20 protein-coding genes are annotated in these 21832 nt (G+C 73.6%); 9 read left to right on the forward strand and 11 right to left on the reverse strand.

Features of this window, described 5'->3' with window-relative positions; all coding sequences use genetic code 11:
• Positions 1 to 261: 261 nt before the first annotated feature.
• From B6R96_RS13695 to B6R96_RS13705, 3 genes are read left to right on the forward strand one after another with little or no spacing between them, the layout of a single operon-like run.
• Complete coding sequence (locus B6R96_RS13695; RefSeq protein WP_030390247.1) at positions 262 to 783, forward strand: MarR family winged helix-turn-helix transcriptional regulator; 522 nt, start codon at positions 262 to 264, stop codon at positions 781 to 783.
• A gap of 57 nt (positions 784 to 840) precedes the next feature.
• Positions 841 to 1263, forward strand: a complete 423-nt coding sequence (locus B6R96_RS13700; protein WP_053705119.1) for a sigma factor-like helix-turn-helix DNA-binding protein — start codon at positions 841 to 843, stop codon at positions 1261 to 1263.
• The gene (locus tag B6R96_RS13705; protein ID WP_030390249.1) at positions 1260 to 1514 is read left to right on the forward strand and encodes a hypothetical protein; all 255 of its coding nucleotides are present in this window, start codon (positions 1260 to 1262) and stop codon (positions 1512 to 1514) included. The genes B6R96_RS13700 and B6R96_RS13705 overlap by 4 nt, the downstream gene beginning before the upstream one ends.
• A gap of 227 nt (positions 1515 to 1741) precedes the next feature.
• On the opposite strand, the gene B6R96_RS13710 is transcribed toward B6R96_RS13705, so the two are convergent.
• Positions 1742 to 2899 carry a cystathionine gamma-synthase gene (locus B6R96_RS13710; protein ID WP_030390250.1) on the reverse strand — a complete coding sequence of 386 codons (1158 nt, stop codon included), beginning with the start codon at positions 2897 to 2899 and terminating at the stop codon, positions 1742 to 1744.
• A 74-nt stretch (positions 2900 to 2973) separates the two neighbouring features.
• Here B6R96_RS13710 and B6R96_RS13715 point away from each other — a divergent pair, with 74 nt between their 5' ends.
• The 4 genes from B6R96_RS13715 (at position 2974) to msrA (ending at position 7822) form a co-directional block, all read left to right on the forward strand.
• Positions 2974 to 4080, forward strand: a complete 1107-nt coding sequence (locus B6R96_RS13715; protein ID WP_053177404.1) for a hypothetical protein — start codon at positions 2974 to 2976, stop codon at positions 4078 to 4080.
• Between the two features lie 265 nt (positions 4081 to 4345).
• Positions 4346 to 5944 carry a M48 family metallopeptidase gene (locus B6R96_RS13720; RefSeq protein WP_053705120.1) on the forward strand — a complete coding sequence of 533 codons (1599 nt, stop codon included), beginning with the start codon at positions 4346 to 4348 and terminating at the stop codon, positions 5942 to 5944.
• Positions 5941 to 7080: a hypothetical protein gene (locus tag B6R96_RS13725; RefSeq protein ID WP_081522592.1), complete on the forward strand. Its 1140-nt coding sequence runs from the start codon at positions 5941 to 5943 to the stop codon at positions 7078 to 7080. The genes B6R96_RS13720 and B6R96_RS13725 overlap by 4 nt, the downstream gene beginning before the upstream one ends.
• A gap of 79 nt (positions 7081 to 7159) precedes the next feature.
• Positions 7160 to 7822 carry a peptide-methionine (S)-S-oxide reductase MsrA gene (gene msrA / locus B6R96_RS13730; protein ID WP_030387639.1) on the forward strand — a complete coding sequence of 221 codons (663 nt, stop codon included), beginning with the start codon at positions 7160 to 7162 and terminating at the stop codon, positions 7820 to 7822.
• Positions 7823 to 7852: 30 nt separating this feature from the next.
• On the opposite strand, the gene B6R96_RS13735 is transcribed toward msrA, so the two are convergent.
• Both B6R96_RS13735 and B6R96_RS13740 read right to left on the reverse strand, forming a co-directional pair.
• On the reverse strand, positions 7853 to 10027 hold the full coding sequence (locus B6R96_RS13735) for a sulfatase-like hydrolase/transferase (protein WP_081522593.1): 2175 nt from the start codon (positions 10025 to 10027) through the stop codon (positions 7853 to 7855).
• Between the two features lie 134 nt (positions 10028 to 10161).
• Positions 10162 to 11217 (reverse strand): NAD(P)-dependent alcohol dehydrogenase, encoded by a 1056-nt coding sequence (locus B6R96_RS13740; RefSeq protein WP_081522594.1) that lies wholly within the window; start codon positions 11215 to 11217, stop codon positions 10162 to 10164.
• Between the two features lie 167 nt (positions 11218 to 11384).
• Here B6R96_RS13740 and B6R96_RS13745 point away from each other — a divergent pair, with 167 nt between their 5' ends.
• Positions 11385 to 12278 (forward strand): helix-turn-helix transcriptional regulator, encoded by an 894-nt coding sequence (locus B6R96_RS13745; RefSeq protein ID WP_081522595.1) that lies wholly within the window; start codon positions 11385 to 11387, stop codon positions 12276 to 12278.
• On the opposite strand, the gene B6R96_RS13750 is transcribed toward B6R96_RS13745, so the two are convergent.
• The 3 genes from B6R96_RS13750 to B6R96_RS13760 all read right to left on the reverse strand — a co-directional run bounded on the left by B6R96_RS13750 (position 12268) and on the right by B6R96_RS13760 (position 15063).
• Positions 12268 to 13239, reverse strand: coding sequence for a GNAT family N-acetyltransferase (locus tag B6R96_RS13750; RefSeq protein ID WP_081522596.1), 972 nt, complete (start codon positions 13237 to 13239; stop codon positions 12268 to 12270). The two genes, B6R96_RS13745 and B6R96_RS13750, sit on opposite strands and share 11 nt — an antisense overlap.
• A gap of 115 nt (positions 13240 to 13354) precedes the next feature.
• On the reverse strand, positions 13355 to 14626 hold the full coding sequence (locus B6R96_RS13755; protein ID WP_053705126.1) for a L,D-transpeptidase: 1272 nt from the start codon (positions 14624 to 14626) through the stop codon (positions 13355 to 13357).
• Between the two features lie 134 nt (positions 14627 to 14760).
• Positions 14761 to 15063: a hypothetical protein gene (locus B6R96_RS13760; protein WP_335755532.1), complete on the reverse strand. Its 303-nt coding sequence runs from the start codon at positions 15061 to 15063 to the stop codon at positions 14761 to 14763.
• A 147-nt stretch (positions 15064 to 15210) separates the two neighbouring features.
• Between B6R96_RS13760 and B6R96_RS13765 the strand changes: the two genes are divergently transcribed.
• Positions 15211 to 15555 carry a hypothetical protein gene (locus B6R96_RS13765; protein ID WP_053705127.1) on the forward strand — a complete coding sequence of 115 codons (345 nt, stop codon included), beginning with the start codon at positions 15211 to 15213 and terminating at the stop codon, positions 15553 to 15555.
• A 104-nt stretch (positions 15556 to 15659) separates the two neighbouring features.
• Here the strand turns inward: B6R96_RS13765 and hutH are convergent, their stop codons facing one another.
• From hutH to B6R96_RS13790, 5 genes are all read right to left on the reverse strand, one after another.
• Positions 15660 to 17201 (reverse strand): histidine ammonia-lyase, encoded by a 1542-nt coding sequence (gene hutH / locus B6R96_RS13770; protein WP_030387631.1) that lies wholly within the window; start codon positions 17199 to 17201, stop codon positions 15660 to 15662.
• A 107-nt stretch (positions 17202 to 17308) separates the two neighbouring features.
• Positions 17309 to 18424: a GGDEF domain-containing protein gene (locus B6R96_RS13775; RefSeq protein WP_030387630.1), complete on the reverse strand. Its 1116-nt coding sequence runs from the start codon at positions 18422 to 18424 to the stop codon at positions 17309 to 17311.
• 142 nt (positions 18425 to 18566) lie between these two features.
• The gene (locus B6R96_RS13780) at positions 18567 to 19388 is read right to left on the reverse strand and encodes an enoyl-CoA hydratase/isomerase family protein (protein ID WP_051779410.1); all 822 of its coding nucleotides are present in this window, start codon (positions 19386 to 19388) and stop codon (positions 18567 to 18569) included.
• Between the two features lie 156 nt (positions 19389 to 19544).
• The gene (locus B6R96_RS13785; protein ID WP_081522597.1) at positions 19545 to 20714 is read right to left on the reverse strand and encodes an adenylate/guanylate cyclase domain-containing protein; all 1170 of its coding nucleotides are present in this window, start codon (positions 20712 to 20714) and stop codon (positions 19545 to 19547) included.
• Positions 20715 to 20944: 230 nt separating this feature from the next.
• A complete protein-coding gene (locus tag B6R96_RS13790) occupies positions 20945 to 21811 on the reverse strand; it encodes a biotin--[acetyl-CoA-carboxylase] ligase (RefSeq protein ID WP_053172876.1) in 867 nt (288 codons plus the stop codon).
• Positions 21812 to 21832 lie beyond the last annotated feature (21 nt).

Here is a 21832-nt window from a genome sequence, read left to right on the forward strand (position 1 = left end):
GGCGGGGGCCGGCCCGGGGCAGCGGATGGGCCGCCGCGCGGAGGCGCTCGGGCCGCGGGCGGACGACGCGAGGGATGCGGGCGGACGGCGCGAGGGGCGCGGGCGGACGGTGCGAGGGGCGATATCGCGCCATCCGGGATGCCTGCGCGACGCGCCCGTGAACCGGCCGTACCAGTTCTCGTACGAGGCGTACGGGCCGCCGCACGGCCGCGTACTCTGTCCCCCAACCTTGTCGGACCCACGCGAAGAGAGCCCACGGCCATGCCTTCCATCCCGGCCAATTCCGATCTGCCCGCGGCGCCCGAGGCGCCCGCCGGAGCCGGTCTCCTCGACGCGCTCCAGCACCAGGTGGCGGTCTTCGCCCGCCGTGCCGAGCAGACCCGTCTGGGCGGCGTGGGCCAGGCCCGCAACTCGATGGACCGTGCCGCCTACCTGCTGCTGAACCGGCTCGACCTGGAAGGCCCGATGGGCGTCAAGGCGCTCGCAGGCGGCATGGGGATCGACTCCTCCACCGTGACCCGGCAGGTCGCGCCGCTGGTCGACAGCGGTCTGGTCAAGCGGACCTCGCACCCCGAGGACGGCCGGGCCGTGGTGCTCGCGCTCTCCCCGCGGGGGCTGGCCCGGCTGGAGGAGGTCCGTTCCTCGCGGCGCGAGCTGATGGCCCGGGTGACCGAGGACTGGAGCGAGGTCGAGCGCGAATCCTTCACCGGACTGCTGACCCGCTTCAACCTGTCGCTGTCGGAGCTCATGGCGGCCGTGGCCGAAGCCGGTCCCGCCTCCTGAGCGGAGTCCGTCCGTCCTCTTGACCTGGGCCGCCCCGCTGCCCGCACTATGTGGACTATGCGGGTGGTTGATCAACAGGCGGGCTCCTACGCGGAGTTCGAAGCCTTCGTCGCGGGCGCGGCAGGGCGGCTCCTGCATGTCGCGGTACTGCTCACCGGTGAACCGGAAGCGGCCCGCCGGCTGCTCGCGGGCGCGCTGGCCCGGACGTACGCGAACTGGCGCCGGCTGCGCGCGGACGATCCGTACGACTACACCCGCCAGGAACTGTGCACCGCCTTCGCCCGCACCGGCTGGCGCCACCACGGGGGCGCCGGGGTACTGGCGCGGCTGAGCCCGCCGGAACGGCTCGTCCTCGTCCTGCGGCTCTACGAAGGGGTCGCGGAGGAGGTCACGGCGGCGCAACTGGGAATGCCGGTCGAGCGGGTCCGGGTGCTGTGCAACCGGGCCGTGGCGGCGCTGCGATCCCGGGAGGCGGCGTGAGCGGGATTCCGGACCGGAAAGAAGCCCAGATCAGGCACCTGCTGGAGGGGCCGTACCCGGTGGTGCCGGCCGGGCTCGCGGCGGGTGCGGCGGCCCGGGGCGACCGGCTGCTGCGGCGCCGGCGGGCGCTGCGGAGGTTCGGCTGGGCGGTGCTCTTCGCTGCCGCGGTGGCCTTCGTGGTGTGGGCCTCGCTGACCCGCCCCTGGGCCGGCCCCCCGAGCGGCGTCTCCCCACCCCTGGAGGGCTGGTAGCCCCACCTTCAGCCTCGCCGGGGGCCATATCCAGCCCGCCGGGGCCATTCCAGCCTCGCCGGCGTTTGAGGCGCGGGGTCTGGGGCGGCGCCCCAGGAAACCCGGCTCCGCCGGGCACCGGGCTCCGCCCGGGCCCGCGCCTCAAACGCCGGCGAGGCTGGAATGGGCCGGCCAACCGGGATGGCGGGGCCCCCGCCGCGTGGGTGGGGCCCCGCCGCGACGGTCGCTCAGCCCAGGGCCTGGGTCAGGTCCGCCACGAGGTCGTCGGCGTTCTCGATGCCGACCGACAGGCGGATCAGGTCCGCCGGGACCTCCAGCGCCGAGCCGGCCACCGACGCGTGCGTCATGCGGCCCGGGTGCTCGATCAGGGACTCGACGCCGCCCAGGGACTCGGCCAGGGTGAAGATCTTGGTGCGGCCGCAGACCGCCACGGCCTCTTCCTCGCCGCCGGCGACCTGGAAGGAGATCATCCCGCCGAAGTTGCGCATCTGCTTGGCGGCAACCTCGTGGCCCGGGTGCTCGGGCAGGCCCGGGTAGAGGACCTTGGTGACCTTCGGGTGCCGCTTGAGCACCTCGACGATCTTGCCCGCGTTCTCCGCGTGCCGGTCCATGCGCACGGCCAGGGTCTTGATGCCCCGCAGCACGACCCAGGAGTCGAACGGGCCGGCGACCGCGCCCATCGCGTTCTGGTGGTAGGCCAGCTCCTCGCCCAGCGCCGCGTCCGCGGCGACCAGCGCGCCGCCGACCACGTCGGAGTGCCCGCCCATGTACTTGGTCAGCGAGTGCACGACCACGTCCGCACCCAGCGCCAGGGGCTGCTGGAGGTAGGGCGAGGCGAAGGTGTTGTCCACGACCAGCTTGGCGCCGGCCGACCGCGCGATGTCGGCGACCACGGCGATGTCGGTGATGCCGAGCAGCGGGTTGGAGGGGGTCTCGACCCAGATGACCTTCGTCTTCGGGGTGAGGGCCGCCCGCACGGACTCCGGGTCGGAGGTGTCGGCCACCGACCACTCCACGCCCCAGCGGGAGACGACCTTCGCGAAGAGGCGGAAGGTTCCGCCGTACGCGTCGTTCGGGATGACCACGTGGTCCCCCGGCGCGAGCAGCGTGCGCAGCAGGCAGTCCTCGGCGGCCAGGCCGGACGCGAAGGCGAGGCCGCGACGGCCGCCCTCCAGGGCCGCGAGGTTCTCCTCCAGCGCGGTCCGGGTCGGGTTCGCGCTGCGGCTGTACTCGTAGCCGCCGCGGAGTCCTCCGACGCCGTCCTGCTTATAGGTGGAAACCTGGTAGATCGGGGGTACCACCGCGCCGGTCTGCGGGTCCGCCGTGTTGCCCGCGTGGATCGCGCGGGTCTCGAAGCTCTGGTGCTCGTGGCTGTCGTCGCTCATGGTCCGATGCTATGCCCGCCCGCGGCCTGCACCCCTATTGGCCTGCTCCCCCCTCGGTCTGGTTCGCTGGAGGCATGGAGATTCTGTGGTTCGTGTTCGCGATGCTCATGATCGTGTTCATCGTCGGTCCGTACATCCGGCGCCGACGCGGCGGTATTCGCCTGGTCGCGCCGGGCAGCCCCGACGCCGCCGACCCGGCGAACTACGGATTCGACCGGCAGGAGGAGCTCGACATCCGGGTCCCCGGGCCCGACCAGGACCTGATGGACGCCCTCGACAACGTGCAGCGCACCGGACAGTGGCAGGCGGCCTCCCAACTGCTCGCCGGGACCCCGCGGGAGGGCGAGCGGCGCTGGCAGCGCGTACAGGCCTTCGGCGGTGCGGCGGCCCTGGAACTGTCGGCGCAGCCCGGTGTGGGCGCGCAGTGGCTGAAGGCGTGGCGGCTGGAGGCGGAGAAGGACCCGGGCGGCGCGCAGGTCCACGCGGAACTGCTGGTGCAGCAGGCGTGGCGGCACTCCGGCGGAGTCGGCTCCGAGGACCACCGGATCATCCTGGAGGAGGCGCGGGAGGCGTGCCGCAAGGCCGCGCTGCTCGCGCCGGGGGACCCGGTCCCGTACATCACGGAACTGGCGATCGCGCGGGGACTGGCCTACCCGGAGCCGGAGTTCGACCAGCTGTGGGCGAAGGTCATCGACCGGGCCCCGGAGCACATGGGCGCCCATCTCGCGGCGCTGCACTACTGGGGTGCGCAGTGGCACGGCTCGCGGGAGAAGGCCGACGCCTTCGCGCACGCGGCCGCGGCCCGGGCGCCGCAGGGCTCGCTGCTGGCGGCCCTGCCGCTGTTCGCGCTGCGCGAGAACCAGCCGGACATCGTGCTGAGCCCGAGCTTCTACCGGAGCGCGGTCGTCACGCGGGCGGTGGAGGGCGCGCTGTACGCGGTGCACACGGCGCGGCAGGACGACCCGATGGTGGCGCACGTGCGGCACCTGCTGATGATGTTCCTCGTCTGCATGGAGCGGTGGGCGGAGGCGATGGAGCAGGTCCGGCACGTGGACGGGTACGTGGGCGCGCTGCCGTGGTCGGAGGCGGAGGACCCGGCCGCGGTGTACGCGGTGTACCGGGCGATGGCGGTGGCGGGGTACGAGGCGAACGGAGGGTCGCCGGCGACCCTGCCGGGGTAGCCCTCCGGGCGGAAGCCCTCCGGGCCGGTCTGCGGTCCGCGGGGCGGGCCTGCGGGGCGGGGGCCGTGGCGCCGGCCCGCGAGGCGGTGGCCGTGGCGGCGGGGCCGGGCCGCGGGTCCGGGTGGCGATCGGGGCCCCGGCTGAGCGGGGGGAACCTCGGGGAATAAGGTTGCTGTAAGTAATTACAGGCCGCATGATGCGGCGGTGGCCGTGGCCTTCTGCCTGCCACCCTTCTCTTTTCGTTCCCGTGGGGGGATCTGTCCATATGGGCGCATCACTGCGCGCCTTGCGCGCTCTCGTCCTGCTCGCAGGCTTCTACCTGCTCGGCGTGTTCCTGCTGGCCGCCCTCGGCGGCATCGACTACGCCGTCGTGACCACGCTGCACGGCCCGATCGTGGCCAAGCTGCTCCTCGCCTCCGTGGTCCTCACCGTCCCGATCGTGCGCGGCATGTTCATGCTGCGCACCCCCAAGGGCGAGCCCCAGCCCGGCGTCACCGTCGGCGAGGCGCAGGAGCCCGAGCTGTGGGCGGTCGTGCGCGACATCGCGCAGCAGGTCGGCACCCGTGCCCCCGACGAGATCGTGCTGATCGACGAGGTGAACGCGGCCGTCGCCGAGGACGCGAAGCTGCTGGGTCTGCGGCCCGGCACCCGCCGCCTCTACCTCGGTCTGCCGCTGATGACGGGCCTGGACGAGATGCAGCTGCGCGCCGTGCTCGCCCACGAGATGGGTCACTACGCCAACTTCGACACCCGTCTCACGCCGCTGATCGCCCGCGGCCGCGCCCAGCTGATCCGCACCATCGGGTACTTCCACGAGCGCGCCGACAAGAAGGTCGCCAAGGAGCGCGCGAAGCAGGAGCGCAAGGACGAGAAGCGGATCGCCAAGGGCAAGAAGGCCAAGGGCGTCGACACCGCGGGCGAGGGCGCGATGTACCGCGCCATGGCCAAGATCTACATCGCGTACGGCAACTTCTACATGCGGGCCACCCGCTCCACCTCCCGCCGCCAGGAGCTCGCCGCCGACCTCGCGTCGGTCCGCGTCGCCGGCCGCGACTCCGCCGCCTCCGCGCTGCGCGAGCTGAACGCCCTCGACTCGGCGCACGACTTCTACATGGGCTCGTACGCCACCCTCGGCGTCGGCGCCGGTCTGCTGCCCCGCCCGGGCGAGGTCTTCGGCGGGCTGCGCCGGCTCCTGGACGCGCGCTCGGCCGATCTGGACGAGCTGCGCCGGGAACTGTCGACGGAGCCCACCTCCCCCTACGACTCCCACCCCGCGCTCGCCGAGCGCGTGGCCCGTATCGAGGCGCTGCCCGACGACGGCCGCGGCGGGCAGGCCGCCCGCCCGGCCCTGGAGCTGCTGGCCGACGCCGGTGCGGCGCTGGCCGCGCTGGAGCAGGTCGTCCTCACCCCGGAGGCGCTCGCGCTAAAGCGGGTCGACTGGGAGGACCTCGTCCACGAGTCCATGACGGTGTACGTCGGCCAGGGCGCGGAGGACATCCGCGAGGCCTTCGACGCCGAGGGCGCGGGCCCCGGGCTCGGCGCCGTGCTCGACGCGTTCGACGCCGACCCGGCGGTGCGCTGGCGGATCGCCGACCGCTTCCCGAAGTCCGAGGAGGCGGCGGCCGCCACCGGCCGCACGGCCCGTGAGTTCGCCCGCCCGGTGGTCCGGCGCGCGCTGAACCAGCTGGTCACCGTCGAGCTGACGGCCCGCGGCGCCGCCCGCTGGCAGCTGTCGTGGTCCGACTCGGCGTTCGTGCGCTACCCGGCCGACGACTTCGAGGAGCGCCTCGGCCAGGCCCTGGACGCGGCCGTCGCGGACCTGCCGGACACCGAACCCCTGAGAAAGCTGGTGCTTGCCCCGTGATCGGCCTCTACATCCTGGGCGCCGTGCTGCTGTTCGGCGCGTTCAAGTTCCTGCGCGGCGTCTACTACATCCGCAAGGCGAAGGCCCTGGAAGCCGAGATCGGCACGCTGAACGCCGGTACCGAGGCGGTCGAGGCCGAGCAGAAGTCGGAGAAGGCGGCCGCGGTCGTCGCGCTGGGCTTCGTGGCGGAGGCCGACCTCGACACCGAGAACCCGGCTCCGGTGCCGCCGGAGCGGACCGCCGTCCTGGACGCGGTCCGGGCGGGCGACTGGGAGGCGGGAGCCGCGTACATCGAGGCCGCGGGGAAGGACTGGCAGGAGCGCATGGAGCGGGTCCGCCCGCTGGCCGAGGCGGCCGCCGAGGACGATGCGTGGCTGCTGGCCTGGCGTGCGGCGCGGCCCTCGGACCCGACGGCCGCGCTGGTCGACGCCGACACCGCGATCATGGTGGCGTGGAACGTGCGCGGCAGCCAGTCCGGCAGCCGCACCACGCAGGAGCAGTTCCGGCTCTTCCGTGATCTGCTGGTCAAGGCACAGGAGGTCGCGCACGAGGCCCAGCGCCTCGCCGACCCGGCGGACCCGACCCCGTACATCGTGGAGCAGCCCATCGGTCAGGGCCTGGGCTACTCGCACGAGCGGTACGGCGAGCTGTGGGCGCAGATCGTCGAGCGCGACCCGAAGGTGCTGTGGTCGCACATCAGCGGTCTGCAGTACTGGTGCCGGAAGTGGCGCGGTTCGCACGAGCTGGCGCTCGCCTTCGCGCGGGAGTCGGCGGCTGCCGGCGCGCCCGGCGACCTGCTGTCGCTGCTGCCGCTGATCGCGTACTTCGAGCAGGAGACGGACGAGGACGACCTGGCGGCCGAGACCTTCTTCAAGGAGCCGGAGATCGTCGCCGCGGTGGACGCGGCGCTGCTGGACCTGGCGGCGGCGGGCGACGACCACCCCGGGACGGCGCGGATCCGGCACATGCTGGCGTACCTGCTGTTCTGGCAGGACCGGGACGAGCAGGCGGTCGAGCAGTTCCGCCACATCGACGGGTACATCGGCTGTGTGCCGTGGTCGTACGCGAGCTCGCCGAAGAGCCGGTACCTGTACGCCCGGGACTGGGCGGTGGGCGTGACCACGCCGGGTCTCTGACCGGTGGCGGCGGCGGAGGGCGGGTCGGGGAATCCCGGCCCGCCCTCCGCACGTTGTCACTGCCACAAGGAGGGAATCCATGTTCTCGTACCGCCGTACGCCCGAGCTGCCCACCCGCGAGGAGGCCCTGACGGGCCGCGCGGAACCGCTGTTCGCCGTTCCCGACCGGCACACCGTGCTGGGCAACCCGCTGTCCGGCCCCTACCCGGCGCACCTCGAGGTCGCCGACTTCGGCCTGGGCTGTTTCTGGGGCGCCGAGCGCAAGTTCTGGCAGACCCCCGGGGTGTGGACCACGCTGGCCGGCTATCAGGGCGGCTTCACGGAGAATCCGACCTACGAGGAGGTGTGCTCGGGGCTGACCGGCCACACCGAGGTCGTCCGGGTGGTCTTCGACCCGTCGCAGGTGTCCTACGCGGCGCTGCTGAAGCTGTTCTGGGAGTCCCACGACCCCACCCAGGGCTTCCGCCAGGGCAACGACGTGGGCACCCAGTACCGCTCGGCCGTATACACCCACTCCCCCGCCCAGCAGGCGACGGCGGAGGCCTCCCGGGCCGCCTACCAGCAGGTCCTGGCCTCCTCGGGCTACGGCCCGATCACCACGGCGGTCATGCCGGCGGCGGAGCGCCCCTTCTGGCCGGCGGAGGCCCACCACCAGCAGTACCTGGACAAGAACCCGGGCGGCTACTGCGGCATCGGCGGCACGGGCGTCTCCTGCCCGATCGGCGTGGCCGCCGCGGAGTGACCCGCCGGCCCGGGCACCGGCCGGCCGCGGTCAGCGGACCGTGACGTAGGGACGGGCCCAGGAGGTGTGGTCGAAGGAGGAGCGGGCGTTCGCGTCCTCGACCAGCAGGTGGAGGAGGCGGACGCCCGTCACGTCGAGGTCGATCGCGGTGGGGCCGGTGGCTCCGGTCAGGGTGGCCGTGGTCAGCAGGGTCCGGCCGTCCGCGCGGACGACGGCGCGGGTGGCCCCGGCCGGCGACTGGTTCGTGGAGAAGTCGTCGATGCCGACGAGGGCGGTGAAGCGGGACGCCCGGCCGCCCAGGTGGTAGACGATCTCCGAGGGGGCGTGGACGCCGAGGCCCTTGGGGTGCGTCACGCCGCCGAAGGCGATCGGGGTGCCGTCGCCCGCCGCCTGTTTGCCGTTGGAGCGGTCGATCTCCACCGGGCCCCAGCCGTTGGTGGCCGAGACCCACGGCAGGTCGCTCAGGTGGCTGTCCTTGGTGGGCGGCGCCGGGAGCGGGGTGAACCGCGTCGGCGCCGTGAAGCGCAGGGCCGACGAGGTGGTCGCCCGCGGTGTGAGCAGGGCCGGGGCCGTCGAGGGCGCGCTCAGCCGCCAGGTGGTGGTCAGGGACCGGCCCGGGGCGAGGGAGGCCGCGGTCGTCGGGCCGGTGGGCGTGGCCGTCCAGCCGGACGGGAGCGGGAGGGTGACGGCCGCGTCGGGCCAGGGGCGGGCGGTGCCGTTCGCGAGGGTGGTGGTGAGCGTCCCGGCCGAGACGTCCGCGACCGCGGTGAGGCCCCAGGGGCGGCGTACGTAGGTGTCGGTCCACGAGGCGCGCAGCAGGGTGGTCAGCGAGGCGACCACCGACGGGTTCGCGGCGGCCACGTCGTGCTGCTCGCCCGGGTCCGCGGCCAGGTCGTAGAGCTCGAAGGCCCACGCGGAGTCCGGTGCGGTGCGGTCCCGGCCGGGGGCGAACCGGACGGCCTTCCACCGGTCCTTGCGGACGGCCTCGGCGACCTGCTTGGCGCGGCCCGCGTCCTGGCTGTTCGCGCGGGAGGTGACGCCCTGCTCGTCGCGGTACCAGTACAGGTGGCCGTGGAGCGGGGCGAGGGCGGCCGTGCCGGTCAGCACCGGGGCGGCGGAGAGTCCGTCGATGTCGGCGGGGGCGGGGGCCGCGGCGAGCTCGGCGAGGGTGGGCAGGACGTCGTACAGCGGGGTGGGGCGGTCGCTGGTGGTGCCGGGGGCGATGCGGCCCGGGGACCAGGCGATCAGCGGCACCCGGACGCCGCCCTCGTAGAGGTTGCGCTTGTAGCCGCGCAGCGGTCCGTTGGCGTCGAACAGGTCGGGGTTGACGCCGCCCTCCTCGTGGGGGCCGTTGTCGGAGGTCACCAGGACCACGGTCCGCTCGGCGATCCCGCGGGCCCGCAGCCGCTCCACGACGGCGCCGACCTGCGCGTCGAGGAGGCTGATCTGCGCGGCGTGCGCCTTGTTCGACTGGGTCCACGACCGGCTTGCGTAGGCGCCGACGTCGGGGATCTCGCTGGGCGCGTGCGGCAGGTTGGGGGCGAGGAGGAGCAGGAAGGGGTCGGGTCCGGCCGCGTGGGTGTCGATGAAGTCGAGGGCGCGCGCCGCGATCACGTCGGGGGCGTAGGTGCCCGCGGGCAGGCTCTCCTTGGTGTCGTTGTGCCACAGGTGGTCGGGGCGGTACTCGTGGGCGTGGCTGTGGTCGATGTACCCGTAGAACTCCTCGAAGCCGCGTGCGGCCGGGTGGCTGGGCTGGTCCGCGGCCTGCGGTCCGAAGCCCCACTTGCCGAACAGGCCCGTACGGTAGCCCCGCGCGCGCAGCACCTCCGCGAAGGTGGTGTCCCCGGCGGCGAGGCCGCCTTGTCCGCCGGCGGCCGGGTTGGCGCGGACGGCGGAGTGGCCGGTGTGCAGGCCGGTGAGCAGTGCGGCCCGCGAGGGGGCGCAGACGGCGGCCGCGGAGTAGGCGTCGGTGAAGCGCAGTCCCTCGGCGGCGAGCCGGTCGATGTGCGGGGTGGTGATCAGCTTCTGGCCGTACGCGCCCAGGTCGCCGTATCCGAGGTCGTCGGCCAGCACGACCACCAGGTGGGGCGGCGGCGCCGCGCCCGGGTCGGCGGGCGCCGGCGCGGCGGCGGCCGCTCGGGGCAGGGCCGCGAGGCCGGCGGCGGCCGCCGCCGATCCGGCGAGGAAGTGGCGGCGGCTGGGCATGACGGACTCCTGCACGGTTGCGGTGGCTGCTGGCCGGTCGGCGTGTGGAGATCATCCGCGCCGGTGCGCCGCCGGGGCCATGCACGCGGCATGAAGAACGTGTGACAGCCGCCGCCGGGCGGCGGTGCCCCGGCTCAGATCGTCGACGCGTCGATCACGAAGCGGTAGCGCACGTCGCTGGCGAGCACCCGCTCGTACGCCTCGTTGATCTCGTCGGCGCGGATCAGTTCGATCTCCGCGCCCAGTCCGTGCTCGGCGCAGAAGTCGAGCATCTCCTGGGTCTCGGCGATCCCGCCGATCATCGACCCGGCGAGGGTCTTGCGGCCGCCGATGACGGAGAAGAGGTTGAGCGAGACCGGCTCCTCCGGGGCGCCGACGTTCACCAGGGCGCCGTCGACCTTGAGCAGGCCCAGGTACGCGTCCAGGCCGATCGGCGCCGAGACGGTGGACAGGATCAGGTCGAAGCGGCCGGCCAGCTGCTCGAAGGTGGCCTCGTCGGCGGTGGCGTAGTAGTGGGAGGCGCCCAGCTTCAGCCCGTCCTCCTGCTTGCGGAGGGTCTGCGACAGGACGGTGACCTCGGCGCCCAGCGCGTGCGCGATCTTCACGCCGATGTGGCCGAGGCCGCCGAGGCCGACGACCGCGACCTGCTTGCCGGGGCCGGCCTGCCAGTGCTTGAGGGGGGAGTAGAGGGTGATGCCGGCGCACAGCAGCGGGGCGGCGACGTCGAGGTCGAGGCCGTCGGGGATGCGGACGGTGTACTTCTCGTCGACGACGAGGTGGGTGGAGTAGCCGCCGTACGTGGGCTCGCCGTTGCGGTCGAGGGCGTTGTACGTGCCCGTCATGCCCTCGGTGCAGTACTGCTCCTGGCCCCGCAGGCAGTACGCGCAGGTGCGGCAGGAGTCGACGAAGCAGCCGACGCCCACCCGGTCCCCGACGGAGAAGCGGGTGACGGCCGCACCGGCCTCGGTGACGACACCGGCGATCTCGTGGCCGGGGACCATCGGGTAGATGCCCTCGCCCCACCCGTCGCGCACCTGGTGGATGTCGGAGTGGCAGATGCCGGAGTACTTGATGTCGATGAGCACGTCGTGCTCGCCGACCGGCCGGCGCGTGACGGTGGTGCGCTCCAGCGGCGCCTTGGCGGCGGGGGCTGCGTACGCGGCGACCTGCGTGGCCCGGGTGACGGACATGGGGGTGCTCCTTGGGAAACGGTGACACGGTGGTGCGGTGTCCCCCACGCTGCCGGTTCGTCCGGCGGGCAGCCATCCCCCTGTCCTGCCTACGTCCGGTGAACCTACCAATGGCGGGGTCAGGCTCACGCCTGCCCCGCGGCGTGCCGCCCGGGGATACTGGCGGGATGGACCAGCTTGATCAGCGAGCCTGCCTCGGCGAGTTCCTCCGCTCCCGCCGTGCGCGGCTGCGCCCCGAGGACGTGGGCCTGCCCGACCACGGGCGCCGCCGGCGCGTGCCGGGGCTGCGCCGTGAGGAGCTGGCGCAGCTGGCGGGGGTGTCCGTCGCGTACTACACGCGGCTGGAACAGCGCGACGGGCACAACGTGTCGGTGGAGGTGCTGGACGCGCTCGCGCGGGCCCTGCGGCTGGACGGGACCGAGCGGGCGCACCTGATGGACCTGGCGCGGCCGAAGGCGCACCGGCGCCGCCAGAGCCGGCGCCCGCAGCAGGTGCGGCCGGAGCTGCGCACGCTGATGGACGCGATGTGCGGGGTACCGGCGTACCTCGTGGGGCACCGGCAGGACGTCATCGGGTGGAACCGGCTGGCGGCCGCGGTCTTCGGGGACTTCGGGGCGCTGCCGGCGGCCGAGCGGAACCTGGTGCGGCTGGTTTTCCTGGACCCGGCGACGGCGGAGCTGTACGGGGAGTGGGAGTGCCGGGCGTGCGAGGTCGTGAGCAATCTGCGCGTGTACGCCGGTCAGCACCCGGACGACGAGCGGCTGTCGGCGCTGGTCGGTGAGCTGTCGGTGAAGAACGAGGAGTTCCGGCGGCTGTGGGCCGCGCACACGGTCGCGGACAAGACGCACGGGGAGAAGGTGCTGCGGCACCCGCTCGTGGGGGAGATGCGGCTGTCCTTCGAGACGCTGACGCTGCCGGACGACCCGGCGCAGTCCCTGGTGACCTTCCACGCGGCCCCCGGCTCCCCGTCGGCGGACGCCCTGCGTCTGCTGGCGGCGTGGTCGGCCCCGTCGGAGGAGGCCGGGGTACGGGAGTCGGCCTCAGGACGGCCTACAGGCTGAGCTGGTAGTACGCGGCGGGGCGGGCGGGGCGGTAGCCGAGGCGCTCGTTCACGGCCCGCATCGCGGTGTTCTCGTCGGCCACGGTGGTGGCGATCAGGCTCAGGTCGGGGTACCGGTCGCGGGCCAGGTCCAGCATGTGCAGCTTGACCGCGCGGCCCAGGCCGTGGCCGCGGTGGGCGGGGGCGACCACGGTGTCGTACTGGAGGGCGCGCGGGCCGGCCGGGTCGGGCAGGACCAGTTCCGTGTACGCGGCCACCTCGCCGGCGCCGGTGACGGCGGCGACGGTGGTGATCTCGCCGCCGCGGTCGAGGATCAGCTGGTGCGCGGCGTGCAGCCGCTGCGGCGTCCAGGTCTCGATCTTCTCGTCGATGTCGCCCATGGGCGCGTCCTCCATCGCCCCGTGGGCCGTGGCGAGCGGCCCGGCCCAGTCGTCGGGCACCAGGCCGTGCCAGGCGTGCAGTTCGTACCCGGGGGCGACGGGGGCCGGGGAGCCGGCCGCGGCCTGCGGCTGCCGGGTCACGTCCTGCTCGTACCAGGCCATGGGGAGGACGTTCTCGAACCCGAGCGCCTGGGCGAACCGCTCCCCGGGCCCGCCGAGGTCCACGAGCGTCAGGACGGAGGTCCGGCCCTGCGCGAGCAGCTCCGCCCGGACCTGCTCCCACAGGGCGCGGCCGAGGCCCCGGCGGCGGGCGTCCGGGCGTACGGCGAGCACGTCGAGGAAGGCGGTGTGCGCGTTGGCCTCGTCCGTGAACAGCAGGAGGGCGGCCACGCCGGCTCCCCCGTCCGCGGCCCAGAGCGCGGCGCGGCCGCGCGCGGGCGTCACGCTCAGCCGTCCGGCGACCTCCGTGCGGGCGGGCGGCGGCGCCGTGGGCAGGTCGACGGCCTGGGCGGCGGCGAGGACCGCGGTCCAGGCATCGATCTCGGCATCGGTCGGGGGCAGCGACAGCGCGCGAATGGTCATACCGGGGACCCTAGATGATCACGTACGAGCGGGTCCGGCGGATTTCACGACGAACGGCGGAGACCCCCGTGAAGGGGTCCCCGCCGTTCGTGGTGTGCGGTCGGGAGGGCGGCGATCAGGCGGCCGAGCCGGCCTTCCACTGCGCCCAGTCCATGTTCCAGCCGTTGAGGCCGTTGTCGGGCTTGATGGTCTTGTCCGGGGAGTTGACCACGGTGACCACGTCGCCGATGAGCGAGTTGTCGAAGAACCACGCGGCGGGCTGGTTCGGGTCGCCCGCGCCCTTGGCGTCGTTCAGGCCGACACAGCCGTGGCTGGTGTTCGCGCTGCCGAAGACCGAGTCCGCACCCCAGTAGTTGCCGTGGATGAAGGTGCCGGACTGGGACAGGCGCATGGCGTGCGGGACATCCTTGATGTCGTACTCGCCCTTGCCCTCGCTGTTCTTGAAGCCCACGGTGGAGCCGTCCATCCGGGTCTCCTTGAACTTCTCGGAGATCACCATCTGGCCGTTGTACGTCGGGTTCTCCGGGGAGCCCGCCGAGATCGGGATGGTCTTGATGACCGCGCCGTCACGGGTGACCGTCATCTTCTTGGTCTTCGTGTCGACCGTGGAGACCTGACTGCGGCCGATCTTGAAGGTGACGGTCTTGTTCTGGACGCCCTGGACGCCGGGAGCGCCCTGGACGCCCTCCAGCGCCAGCTTCATCGTGACGGTGGAGTTCGCCTGCCAGTACTGCTCGGGGCGGAAGTCCAGGCGCTGCGCGCCGAACCAGTGGCCGACGACTTCCTGGCCGCTGCTGGAGGTGACCGTGATCGCCGCCTGGACCGCCTTCTGGTCCTTGATCGGCTTGTTGAAGGAGATCGAGACCGGCATGCCCACGCCGACCGTCTGGCCCTCCTCCGGTACGAACGAGCCGACGAAGCTGTTCTCCGGGGAGACGGTGGTGAAGGAGACGTTCTCGTGCGCCTCCTTGCCGTCGGCGTCCTTGGCGGTCGCCGCCAGGGCGTACTTCATGGAGCGCTTCAGGGCGCCGTCGGGCTTCCAGCTCTTGCCGTCGGCGGCGATCTTGCCGGGTACGGCCGTGCCCTCGCTGTTCTTGAGCTCGACCAGGGTGAGGGTGCCGTCGGCCACGGCGACATTGGCCGCGTCGTTGAGGCCGACGTTGGTGGCGCCGTCCTTCGGCGTGATGGTTATTTTGGCCTTGGACGCGTCCTTGGCCGCCGCCGCGTCGACGTCCGCCTGGGCGCTGGCGGAGTCGCCCTTGCCCTTCGGCTTGTCGTCGTCCCCGCCGCCGCACGCCGAGAGCACCAGTACCCCACCGAGAACAGCGGATATGGCCACCAGGGACCTCTTCCGCCGCTTACTGTCCGTCCTCACACGCCACTCCATCGTTGCCGGATACCCCGGAGGCTGACGTCCCCGGGGTTGGCCGGGCAGGGGGACGGACCCCCTGCCTGGTCCTGACAACGCGTTAACGGCGCCGGCCGGTTCCACATTCCGTTCGGATGTGGTCCACCACACGGTCAGGCGTTGTCGGGTTCCTCGTCGAAGTCCCCATCTTCCTCGTCCAGGTCCCACTCCATCGACTCGGGGTCGTATTCGACGGGCTCGCTGCTCCAGGAGGCCTGCGCGAGCTCCACCCCGGGGATGTCCGCGACCAGGTCAGTGGGGTCGACGAGGTAGGCGAGGGCCTCCGACTCGTCCTCCCGGACGGCGGACTCGGCGTGACCGCGCTCCTCGTCCGGCATGAACTCGTCGGCCTTGATGTGAGCCAGCGCGGCTCCGGTGAGTGCCTGGACGTCCGGCACCTCCAGCACCAAATCCACCCGAAGCCGTACGTATCGTGATGTCTCAGAAGTGTTCATACGACGGAGCGTAAGCCCGCGGGAAGCCCCGACTTTCCCACGACCCGCCCCTTTCCGTAGCATCACCGCACACGGCCAATTCGCTGCTGCCACAAGGGGGATCGCACCGTGTCCGCACGCCGACCGCTGCTCACCGCTCTCGGAGCGACCACCCTCCTCGGCGCCCTGTGGTTCGTCCCCTCGGCGGGCGCCACCTCACCGGGCGCCGACGAGACCCGTTCCGCCGTGCCCACGGGCGCGAACACCCCGGGAACGGCCACCGGCGCCACCGATGCCGCCGGGGCCCGCGGGACGGTCACCGGGACCTCCGCCGGGCCGACCGCGCAGCCGCAGTCGCTGCTCGCCGACACCGGATCCGTCGACACCACCCCCTACCTGCTGGGCGGCACCCTCTTCCTCGGGGTCGGAGCCGCCGCGGTGACCTTCTCCGTACGCCGCTCGCACGCACCGTAGGCGGGCGGCTCGCGGCACCGGGCACCGGGCACCGAGCGCGAAAAAAGGGCCGCCCCGGGATCGGATCCCGGGGCGGCCCTTCGTACGGCGTGCGCGGCCCGCCGTCAGGCGAGCGGGCCCGTCACCGGCTCCACCGCCGCGACGAGGCCGCCGCTGCGGACGAACGCGTCGGCCGCGGCCAGGTCGGGGGCGAGGAAACGATCCGGCCCGGGACCCTCCACACCGGCCGCGCGGGTGGCCGCGATGGCCGCCCGGCTGGCCGGGGCCGGGGTCAGCCCGTGGCGCAGCTCGATGGCGCGGGTGGCGGCGTACAGCTCGATGGCGATGATCCGCGTCAGGTTGTCGACGGCGGTACGGAGCTTGCGCGCGGCCGACCAGCCCATCGAGACGTGGTCCTCCTGCATGGCGGAGGAGGGGATCGAGTCGGCCGAGGCCGGCACCGCGAGCCGCTTCATCTCGCTGACCAGGGCGGCCTGCGTGTACTGGGCGATCATCAGACCGGAGTCCACGCCGGCGTCGTCCGCGAGGAACGGCGGCAGGCCGTGCGAGCGGTTCTTGTCGAGCAGCCGGTCGGTGCGGCGCTCGGCGATGGAGCCGAGGTCGGCGGCCGCGATGGCGAGGAAGTCCAGCACGTACGCGACCGGGGCGCCGTGGAAGTTTCCGTTGGACTCCACGCGCCCGTCGGGCAGCACGACCGGGTTGTCGACGGCGGCGGCCAGCTCGCGGGAGGCGACCAGCGCGGCGTGCGCCATGGTGTCGCGGCCGGCGCCGGCGACCTGCGGGGCGCAGCGCACGGAGTACGCGTCCTGCACGCGCGGGGCGGTCTCCTCCTGGTAGTGGCGGACGAGGCCGGAGCCCTTCAGCACGGCGGCCATGTTCGCCGCGGCGGCGCCCTGACCGGGGTGCGGGCGGATGGCGTGCAGCTCGGGCTGGAGGACCTTCTCGGTGCCGAGCAGCGCCTCCAGGGTGAGGGCGGCGGTGATGTCGGCGGACTTGTAGAGCCTGTCGAGGTCGGCGAGGGCCATGACCAGCATGCCGAGCATGCCGTCGGTGCCGTTGAGGAGGGCCAGGCCCTCCTTCTCGCGGAGCTCGACGGGGGTGATGCCGGCCTCGGCGAGCAGCTCCCCGGCGGGGCGGACGGTGCCGTCCGGGCCCTCGGCGTCGCCCTCGCCCATCAGCGCGAGCGCGCAGTGGGACAGCGGCGCAAGGTCGCCGGAGCAGCCGAGGGAGCCGTACTCGTGGACGACGGGGGTGATCCCGGCGTTGAGGACGTCGGCCATGGTCTGCGCGACGGAGGGGCGTACGCCGGTGTGACCGGAGGCGACGGTCTTGAGGCGCAGGAACATCAGCGCGCGGACGACCTCGCGCTCGACGCGCGGGCCCATGCCGGCGGCGTGCGAGCGGACGATGTTGCGCTGGAGCTGGGCACGCAGCTCGGGGCTGATGTGCCGGGAGGCGAGGGCACCGAACCCGGTGGACACCCCGTAGACGGGCTCGGGCTTGGCGGCGAGGGCGTCGACGATCTCGCGGGCCCGGGCGAGGGCGGCCTGCGCCTCGGCGGAGAGCTCGACGCGGGCGTTGCCGCGGGCTACGGCGATGACGTCCTCGGCAGTGGTCCCGGACGTCCCCACCACGACAGTGTGCATATCCATATTCAGCACCCTACGGATTGAATCGCTTCATGTCACTAGCTGAAACTGTCACGATCGCGCCGCGGCTGGACCCCTTACGGTCCGCCACCGCGGGCGGGGGGTCACTGGCGGCCGCGGAAGCGGCGCCGCTCGCCCGGGGCCTCCTGTGCGGCGGCGTCCGCGAGCCGGACCACCGCCGTGTCCCGGCCCGCCACGACGGGCTTCGGCGAGCGCGCCGCCTTCGCCTTGTACTGGGCGGCGTCCGCCAGCCGGAACAGCCGCCGGGAGGACTTCACCGGCCCGATCGGGTCCCCGGTGGAGGCCACCCCGCAGGCCACCCCCTCGCCCAGCTCCAGCTCGGCGGCCCGGGTGCACACCTCCTCGGTGACGCGCACGATCTCGTCCGCCGTCGGACCGACGCCGACCAGGCAGAACTCGTCACCGCCGAGGCGGGCCACCAGCGACCCGGGCAGCATCGCCCCGCACAGGCTCAGGACCGACCCGAAGCGCTCCAGCAGCCGGTCGCCCATGGCGTGGCCGAGGGTGTCGTTGACCTTCTTCAGCCCGTTCAGATCGCAGACGACCAGGCTGACGACCACCCCGGTCCGCCGGTGCTCCTCCAGGGCCTCGTCGAGCCGCATGTCGACCGCCCGCCGGTTCGCGAGCCCGGTCAGCGGGTCGGTGAAGGCGAGCCGCCGGGCCTCCTCCAGCCGCTCGTTCTGCGCGAGGCCGGCGGCGACCACCGCGGCGAGCACGGTGGCGAACTCGGCGTCGTCCTCGTCGAAGTCGGGCAGCCCCTCGTCGCGGGCCACATACAGCTCGCCCCAGGCCCGCCCGCTGAGCACCACGGGCGCCACCACACAGGTCCCGCGGCCGCGCCGGCGCAGGGCCGCCCCGCGGCGGCCCGGCCGGTCGCCGACGGCGCTCTCGACCCAGGCGTGGGGGCCACCCCCGCCCACCCAGCGCTCGTGCAGGAACTCGGTGATCTCGGGGAAGTCGTGCACGGGATAGGACTCGTCCTCGGGGAACTCCTCCTCGCCGGGCCGCCGCTCCCCCTCGTTCACGAGCACCCGCAGGCGCCCCCGCTCGCGCTCCCACGCGGAGATCGCGGCGAACGAACCGTCGAGCGCCAGACGCGCCCCCCGTGCGGCCGCCCGCACACTGTCCCGCGGCGCGCACGCCGCGGCCATCGCCTGAGCGAGTCCCACCACGGCTCGTAGCCGCCCGTCAACTCCCATCACCCCAGGCTAGGGACTTTTGTCTGATTTGGAGATAATTGGCGCGGCTTTCGGCGCCACCAAGATCACCAGCGGGGGTTCCCGGGCAGCGTGACCCTGGCGCCGCCCGGGGCCTGCGGGGCCTGCGGGGCCTGCGGGATCGCTACTCCCCCGGCCAGTTCGGCCTGCGCTTCTCGTTGAACGCCGCGACGCCCTCCGCGCGGTCGCCCGAGAAGGCCACCGTCCGCCAGGCCGCGTCCTCGATCTCCAGACCGGCCGCCAGGTCCATCCCGTGGCCCAGTCGCAGCGCCCGCTTGGCCGCCCGCAGACCCACCGGGGAGTTCGCCGCCATCCGGGACGCCAGCGCCAGCGCCTCCGCCGTGTCCTGACCGGCCGGGACCACCGAGTCCACCATCCCCAGGGACAGCGCCTCGGCCGCCTCCACCCGGCGGGCCGTGAAGATCAGCTCGGCGGCCCGCGCCGCACCCACCCGGCGCGGCAGCAGCTGTGTGCCTCCGCCGCCGGGGATCACACCCACGGACACCTCGGGCAGGCCCACCACCGCGGTCTCGTCGGCGACGATCACGTCGCAGGCCAGGGCCAGCTCGAAGCCGCCGCCCAGCGCGAACCCGTGCACGGCCGCGACCGTCGGCATCGGCAGCTCCAGCACGCCGCCGTACGCCCCCCGCGTGGTCGGCCGCTGCCGCACCAGCTCGGCGTCGGAGAGCGAGTTGCGCTCCTTGAGGTCGGCTCCGACGCAGAAGGCCCGCTCGGCCGTGGAGGAGAGCACGACCACGCGGACGGACCGGTCGGCGGCCAGCGCGGCGCAGGCCGCGCCGATGTCACGGGCCATCGCGGTCGACACGGCGTTCATCGCCTTGGGGCGGTCCAGGACCAGCTCCGCGACCCCGCCCTCGTGGCGGCGCACCGCCACGAACTCAGACTCGAACGCTGCCACGGCCTCGGACACGGCCTCGGACGCCATAGGAACCCTCCCGGTTAACGAACGTTACCCCGGGATCCTAGGGGGTCCGGGCCGGAACGGGCAGGGCCTGCGGCGCCCGGTCCGCATCCGGCGCGGTCCGCGTTCCAGCCGGGTCCGCGTCCGGCCGTCGTGTATCCGGCCCGCGCGTCCCGCCCGCTACCCGGTGCCCGCCCGCTTCCGCCGCGTCAGCGACCAGGGCTCCACCACGCCGAGCCCGCGGACCGGCCGCTGCCACATCGGCTGCAGGGCGAAGCGGTAGGACGCGCCCTCGTCGGGCGCCGTCTCCGCCTCCTTCTCCGACACCGGGGCGGCCCCGGTCCGGGCGAGCTCCTCGGCCATCGCACCGTCCACCAGGACCGCGTCCTTGGGGGCTATCGACGTCAGCCGGCTGGCGAGGTTCACCGTGGTCCCGAAGACATCGCCCATCCGGGTGGTCACCGTGCCGAAGGCGATCCCGACCCGCAGCTCGGGCATCTGCGGGTCGAGCTCCATCGTCTCGATCAGCCGCAGTGCGATCTCCGCCGCCGTCGCCGCGTCGTCGGCGCAGTACAGCACCTCGTCGCCGAGGGTCTTGATCAGCCGGCCGCCGTGCGCGGCCACCAGGTCCGCCGCGGTCGTCTCGAAGGACTCGACCAGCTCGCCGAGCTCCTCCTCCTCCAGCCGCCGCGTCAGGCGCGTGAAGCCGACCAGGTCGGCGAAGCCCACCGCGAGCCGCCGGTCGACCATCTCGTCGTCGTCGGCCACCTGCACCACGCGCCCGGTCGCGGCCGCCAGCTGGCGCCGCCACACGTAGACGAGGAACTCCTCCAGCTCGGGCAGCAGCAGCTCCACCAGCGGGTACGTGACCTCGGTACGGGTCATCCCCGGCTCCGGCGGCTCGGTGAGCCCCTCCAGGAACGAGTCGATCTGCCACTCGGCGAGCCGGGCCGTGGTCTGCCCGGTGGACCGGGCCACCTGCACGGCCATCGGCTCGGACAGCAGTCCGGCCTCCACCAGGCCGGCGAGCCGGCGCAGGGCCAGTACGTCGGCCTCGGTCAGCGCCCGGGCCTGCCCGATGTCGGCGAAGCCCATGGCCCGCCAGAAGCGCGAGGCCAGCTCCATGGACACGCCCGCGCTGCGGGCGGCCTGGAACGGGGTGTACCGGCGCTCGGCACCGAGGATCAGCTGCTCCAGCCGGATGGCGAGCGGATCCGCCGTCGGCTGGGCCGTGTGATCGACCTCGTGGTGCGGGGTGTGCTGGTCGCGGCCGATCGGGGTACCCGGGCCGGATGCGGAGCCTCCGCCGGGGGCCGGGGACGCGCTGGACGCAGAGTCGTCGACGGTCAAGGGCCGCCTCCTGTCCATTCCGTGCGCACTGCCCTGCGAACCGGTTGATCACCACGAGCACCGGGATCGCCTAAACCATACGGCAGGTGTGCCGTAGCTCACTCCCCCTCCCCACTTCAGCTCACTCCCCCTCGCCGCTTCCGGCCACCCGCGACCGGGGTGCGGGGTCCGGGGTGCGGCCCCCGGTGCCGCGCCGCACCCACCGTCCGCGCCCGGTGCCCGGGCCCGCGTCAGTGCACGGAGCGCAGGTGGACGACGTCGCCCGCGCCCACCGCCTCGTGCCGGCCCTCGGCCGTACGGATCACCAGGCGGCCATCGGTGTCCACCGCTTCGGCCGTTCCGGTGAGGGTGCGCCCGCCGGGCAGCTCCGCGCGGACGTGCCGACCGAGGGTCGCGCAGCCCGCCGCGTAGGTCTCCTGGAGACCGCTGGCCGCCGGGTCTCCGCCGGCCGCGCGCCAGTTTCCGTACCACTCCTCCAGAGACCGCAGGACGGCCCGCAGCAGCGGGTCCCGGTCGGTCACGGAGGCCTTGGCCAGCGCCAGCGAGCCCGCGGTCGGTACCGGCAGCTCGTCCTCGGTCAGGGAGACGTTCAGCCCGATCCCGACGACCACCCCGTCGGCGACGCGCTCGGCGAGGATCCCGCCGGTCTTGCGCTCCTCGCCCTCGACCGTGACCAGCAGGTCGTTGGGCCACTTCAGGGCGGTGTCCACGCCGGCCGCCCGGGACAGCCCGGTGGCGGTGGCCACCCCCGCCAGCAGGGTCAGCCACCCCCACTGCTCCTGCGGCACCGCGTCGCCCGGCTTGAACAGGACGGAGAAGAACAGCCCCGACCGCGCGGGCGCGACCCAGCTCCGGTCGAGCCGCCCGCGCCCGGCGCTCTGCTCCTCGGCGACGAGCACGGCCCCCTCGGGCAGCTCGGCCGCCCGCGTGGCAAGGTCGGTATTGGTGGACCCGGTACGGGCGACGACCTCCAGGGAGGTCCACAGCCCGTCCCCGGTGACGAGGGCCCGCTGAAGGGCGGCGACGTTGAGCGGCGGCCGGTCCAGGCTCGACCAACGACCGGCGGAAGCTCCTGCTGAGGCATCTGATGGCGTCATGCAAGCCAGATTAGGTGTGTC

Source organism: Streptomyces sp. Sge12 (assembly GCF_002080455.1).
Lineage (GTDB): Bacteria > Actinomycetota > Actinomycetes > Streptomycetales > Streptomycetaceae > Streptomyces.

What these genes read in the sequence shown, in the direction of transcription:
- B6R96_RS13695 (WP_030390247.1), top strand. Translation starts at nt 262, where the DNA reads ATGCCTTCCATCCCGGCCAATTCCGATCTGCCCGCGGCGCCCGAGGCG.
- B6R96_RS13700 (WP_053705119.1), top strand. Translation starts at nt 841, where the DNA reads ATGCGGGTGGTTGATCAACAGGCGGGCTCCTACGCGGAGTTCGAAGCC.
- B6R96_RS13710 (WP_030390250.1), bottom strand. Translation starts at nt 2,899, where the DNA reads ATGAGCGACGACAGCCACGAGCACCAGAGCTTCGAGACCCGCGCGATC.
- B6R96_RS13715 (WP_053177404.1), top strand. Translation starts at nt 2,974, where the DNA reads ATGGAGATTCTGTGGTTCGTGTTCGCGATGCTCATGATCGTGTTCATC.
- B6R96_RS13720 (WP_053705120.1), top strand. Translation starts at nt 4,346, where the DNA reads ATGGGCGCATCACTGCGCGCCTTGCGCGCTCTCGTCCTGCTCGCAGGC.
- msrA (WP_030387639.1), top strand. Translation starts at nt 7,160, where the DNA reads ATGTTCTCGTACCGCCGTACGCCCGAGCTGCCCACCCGCGAGGAGGCC.
- B6R96_RS13735 (WP_081522593.1), bottom strand. Translation starts at nt 10,027, where the DNA reads ATGCCCAGCCGCCGCCACTTCCTCGCCGGATCGGCGGCGGCCGCCGCC.
- B6R96_RS13740 (WP_081522594.1), bottom strand. Translation starts at nt 11,217, where the DNA reads ATGTCCGTCACCCGGGCCACGCAGGTCGCCGCGTACGCAGCCCCCGCC.
- B6R96_RS13745 (WP_081522595.1), top strand. Translation starts at nt 11,385, where the DNA reads ATGGACCAGCTTGATCAGCGAGCCTGCCTCGGCGAGTTCCTCCGCTCC.
- B6R96_RS13750 (WP_081522596.1), bottom strand. Translation starts at nt 13,239, where the DNA reads ATGACCATTCGCGCGCTGTCGCTGCCCCCGACCGATGCCGAGATCGAT.
- B6R96_RS13755 (WP_053705126.1), bottom strand. Translation starts at nt 14,626, where the DNA reads ATGGAGTGGCGTGTGAGGACGGACAGTAAGCGGCGGAAGAGGTCCCTG.
- hutH (WP_030387631.1), bottom strand. Translation starts at nt 17,201, where the DNA reads ATGCACACTGTCGTGGTGGGGACGTCCGGGACCACTGCCGAGGACGTC.
- B6R96_RS13775 (WP_030387630.1), bottom strand. Translation starts at nt 18,424, where the DNA reads ATGGGAGTTGACGGGCGGCTACGAGCCGTGGTGGGACTCGCTCAGGCG.
- B6R96_RS13780 (WP_051779410.1), bottom strand. Translation starts at nt 19,388, where the DNA reads ATGGCGTCCGAGGCCGTGTCCGAGGCCGTGGCAGCGTTCGAGTCTGAG.
- B6R96_RS13790 (WP_053172876.1), bottom strand. Translation starts at nt 21,811, where the DNA reads ATGACGCCATCAGATGCCTCAGCAGGAGCTTCCGCCGGTCGTTGGTCG.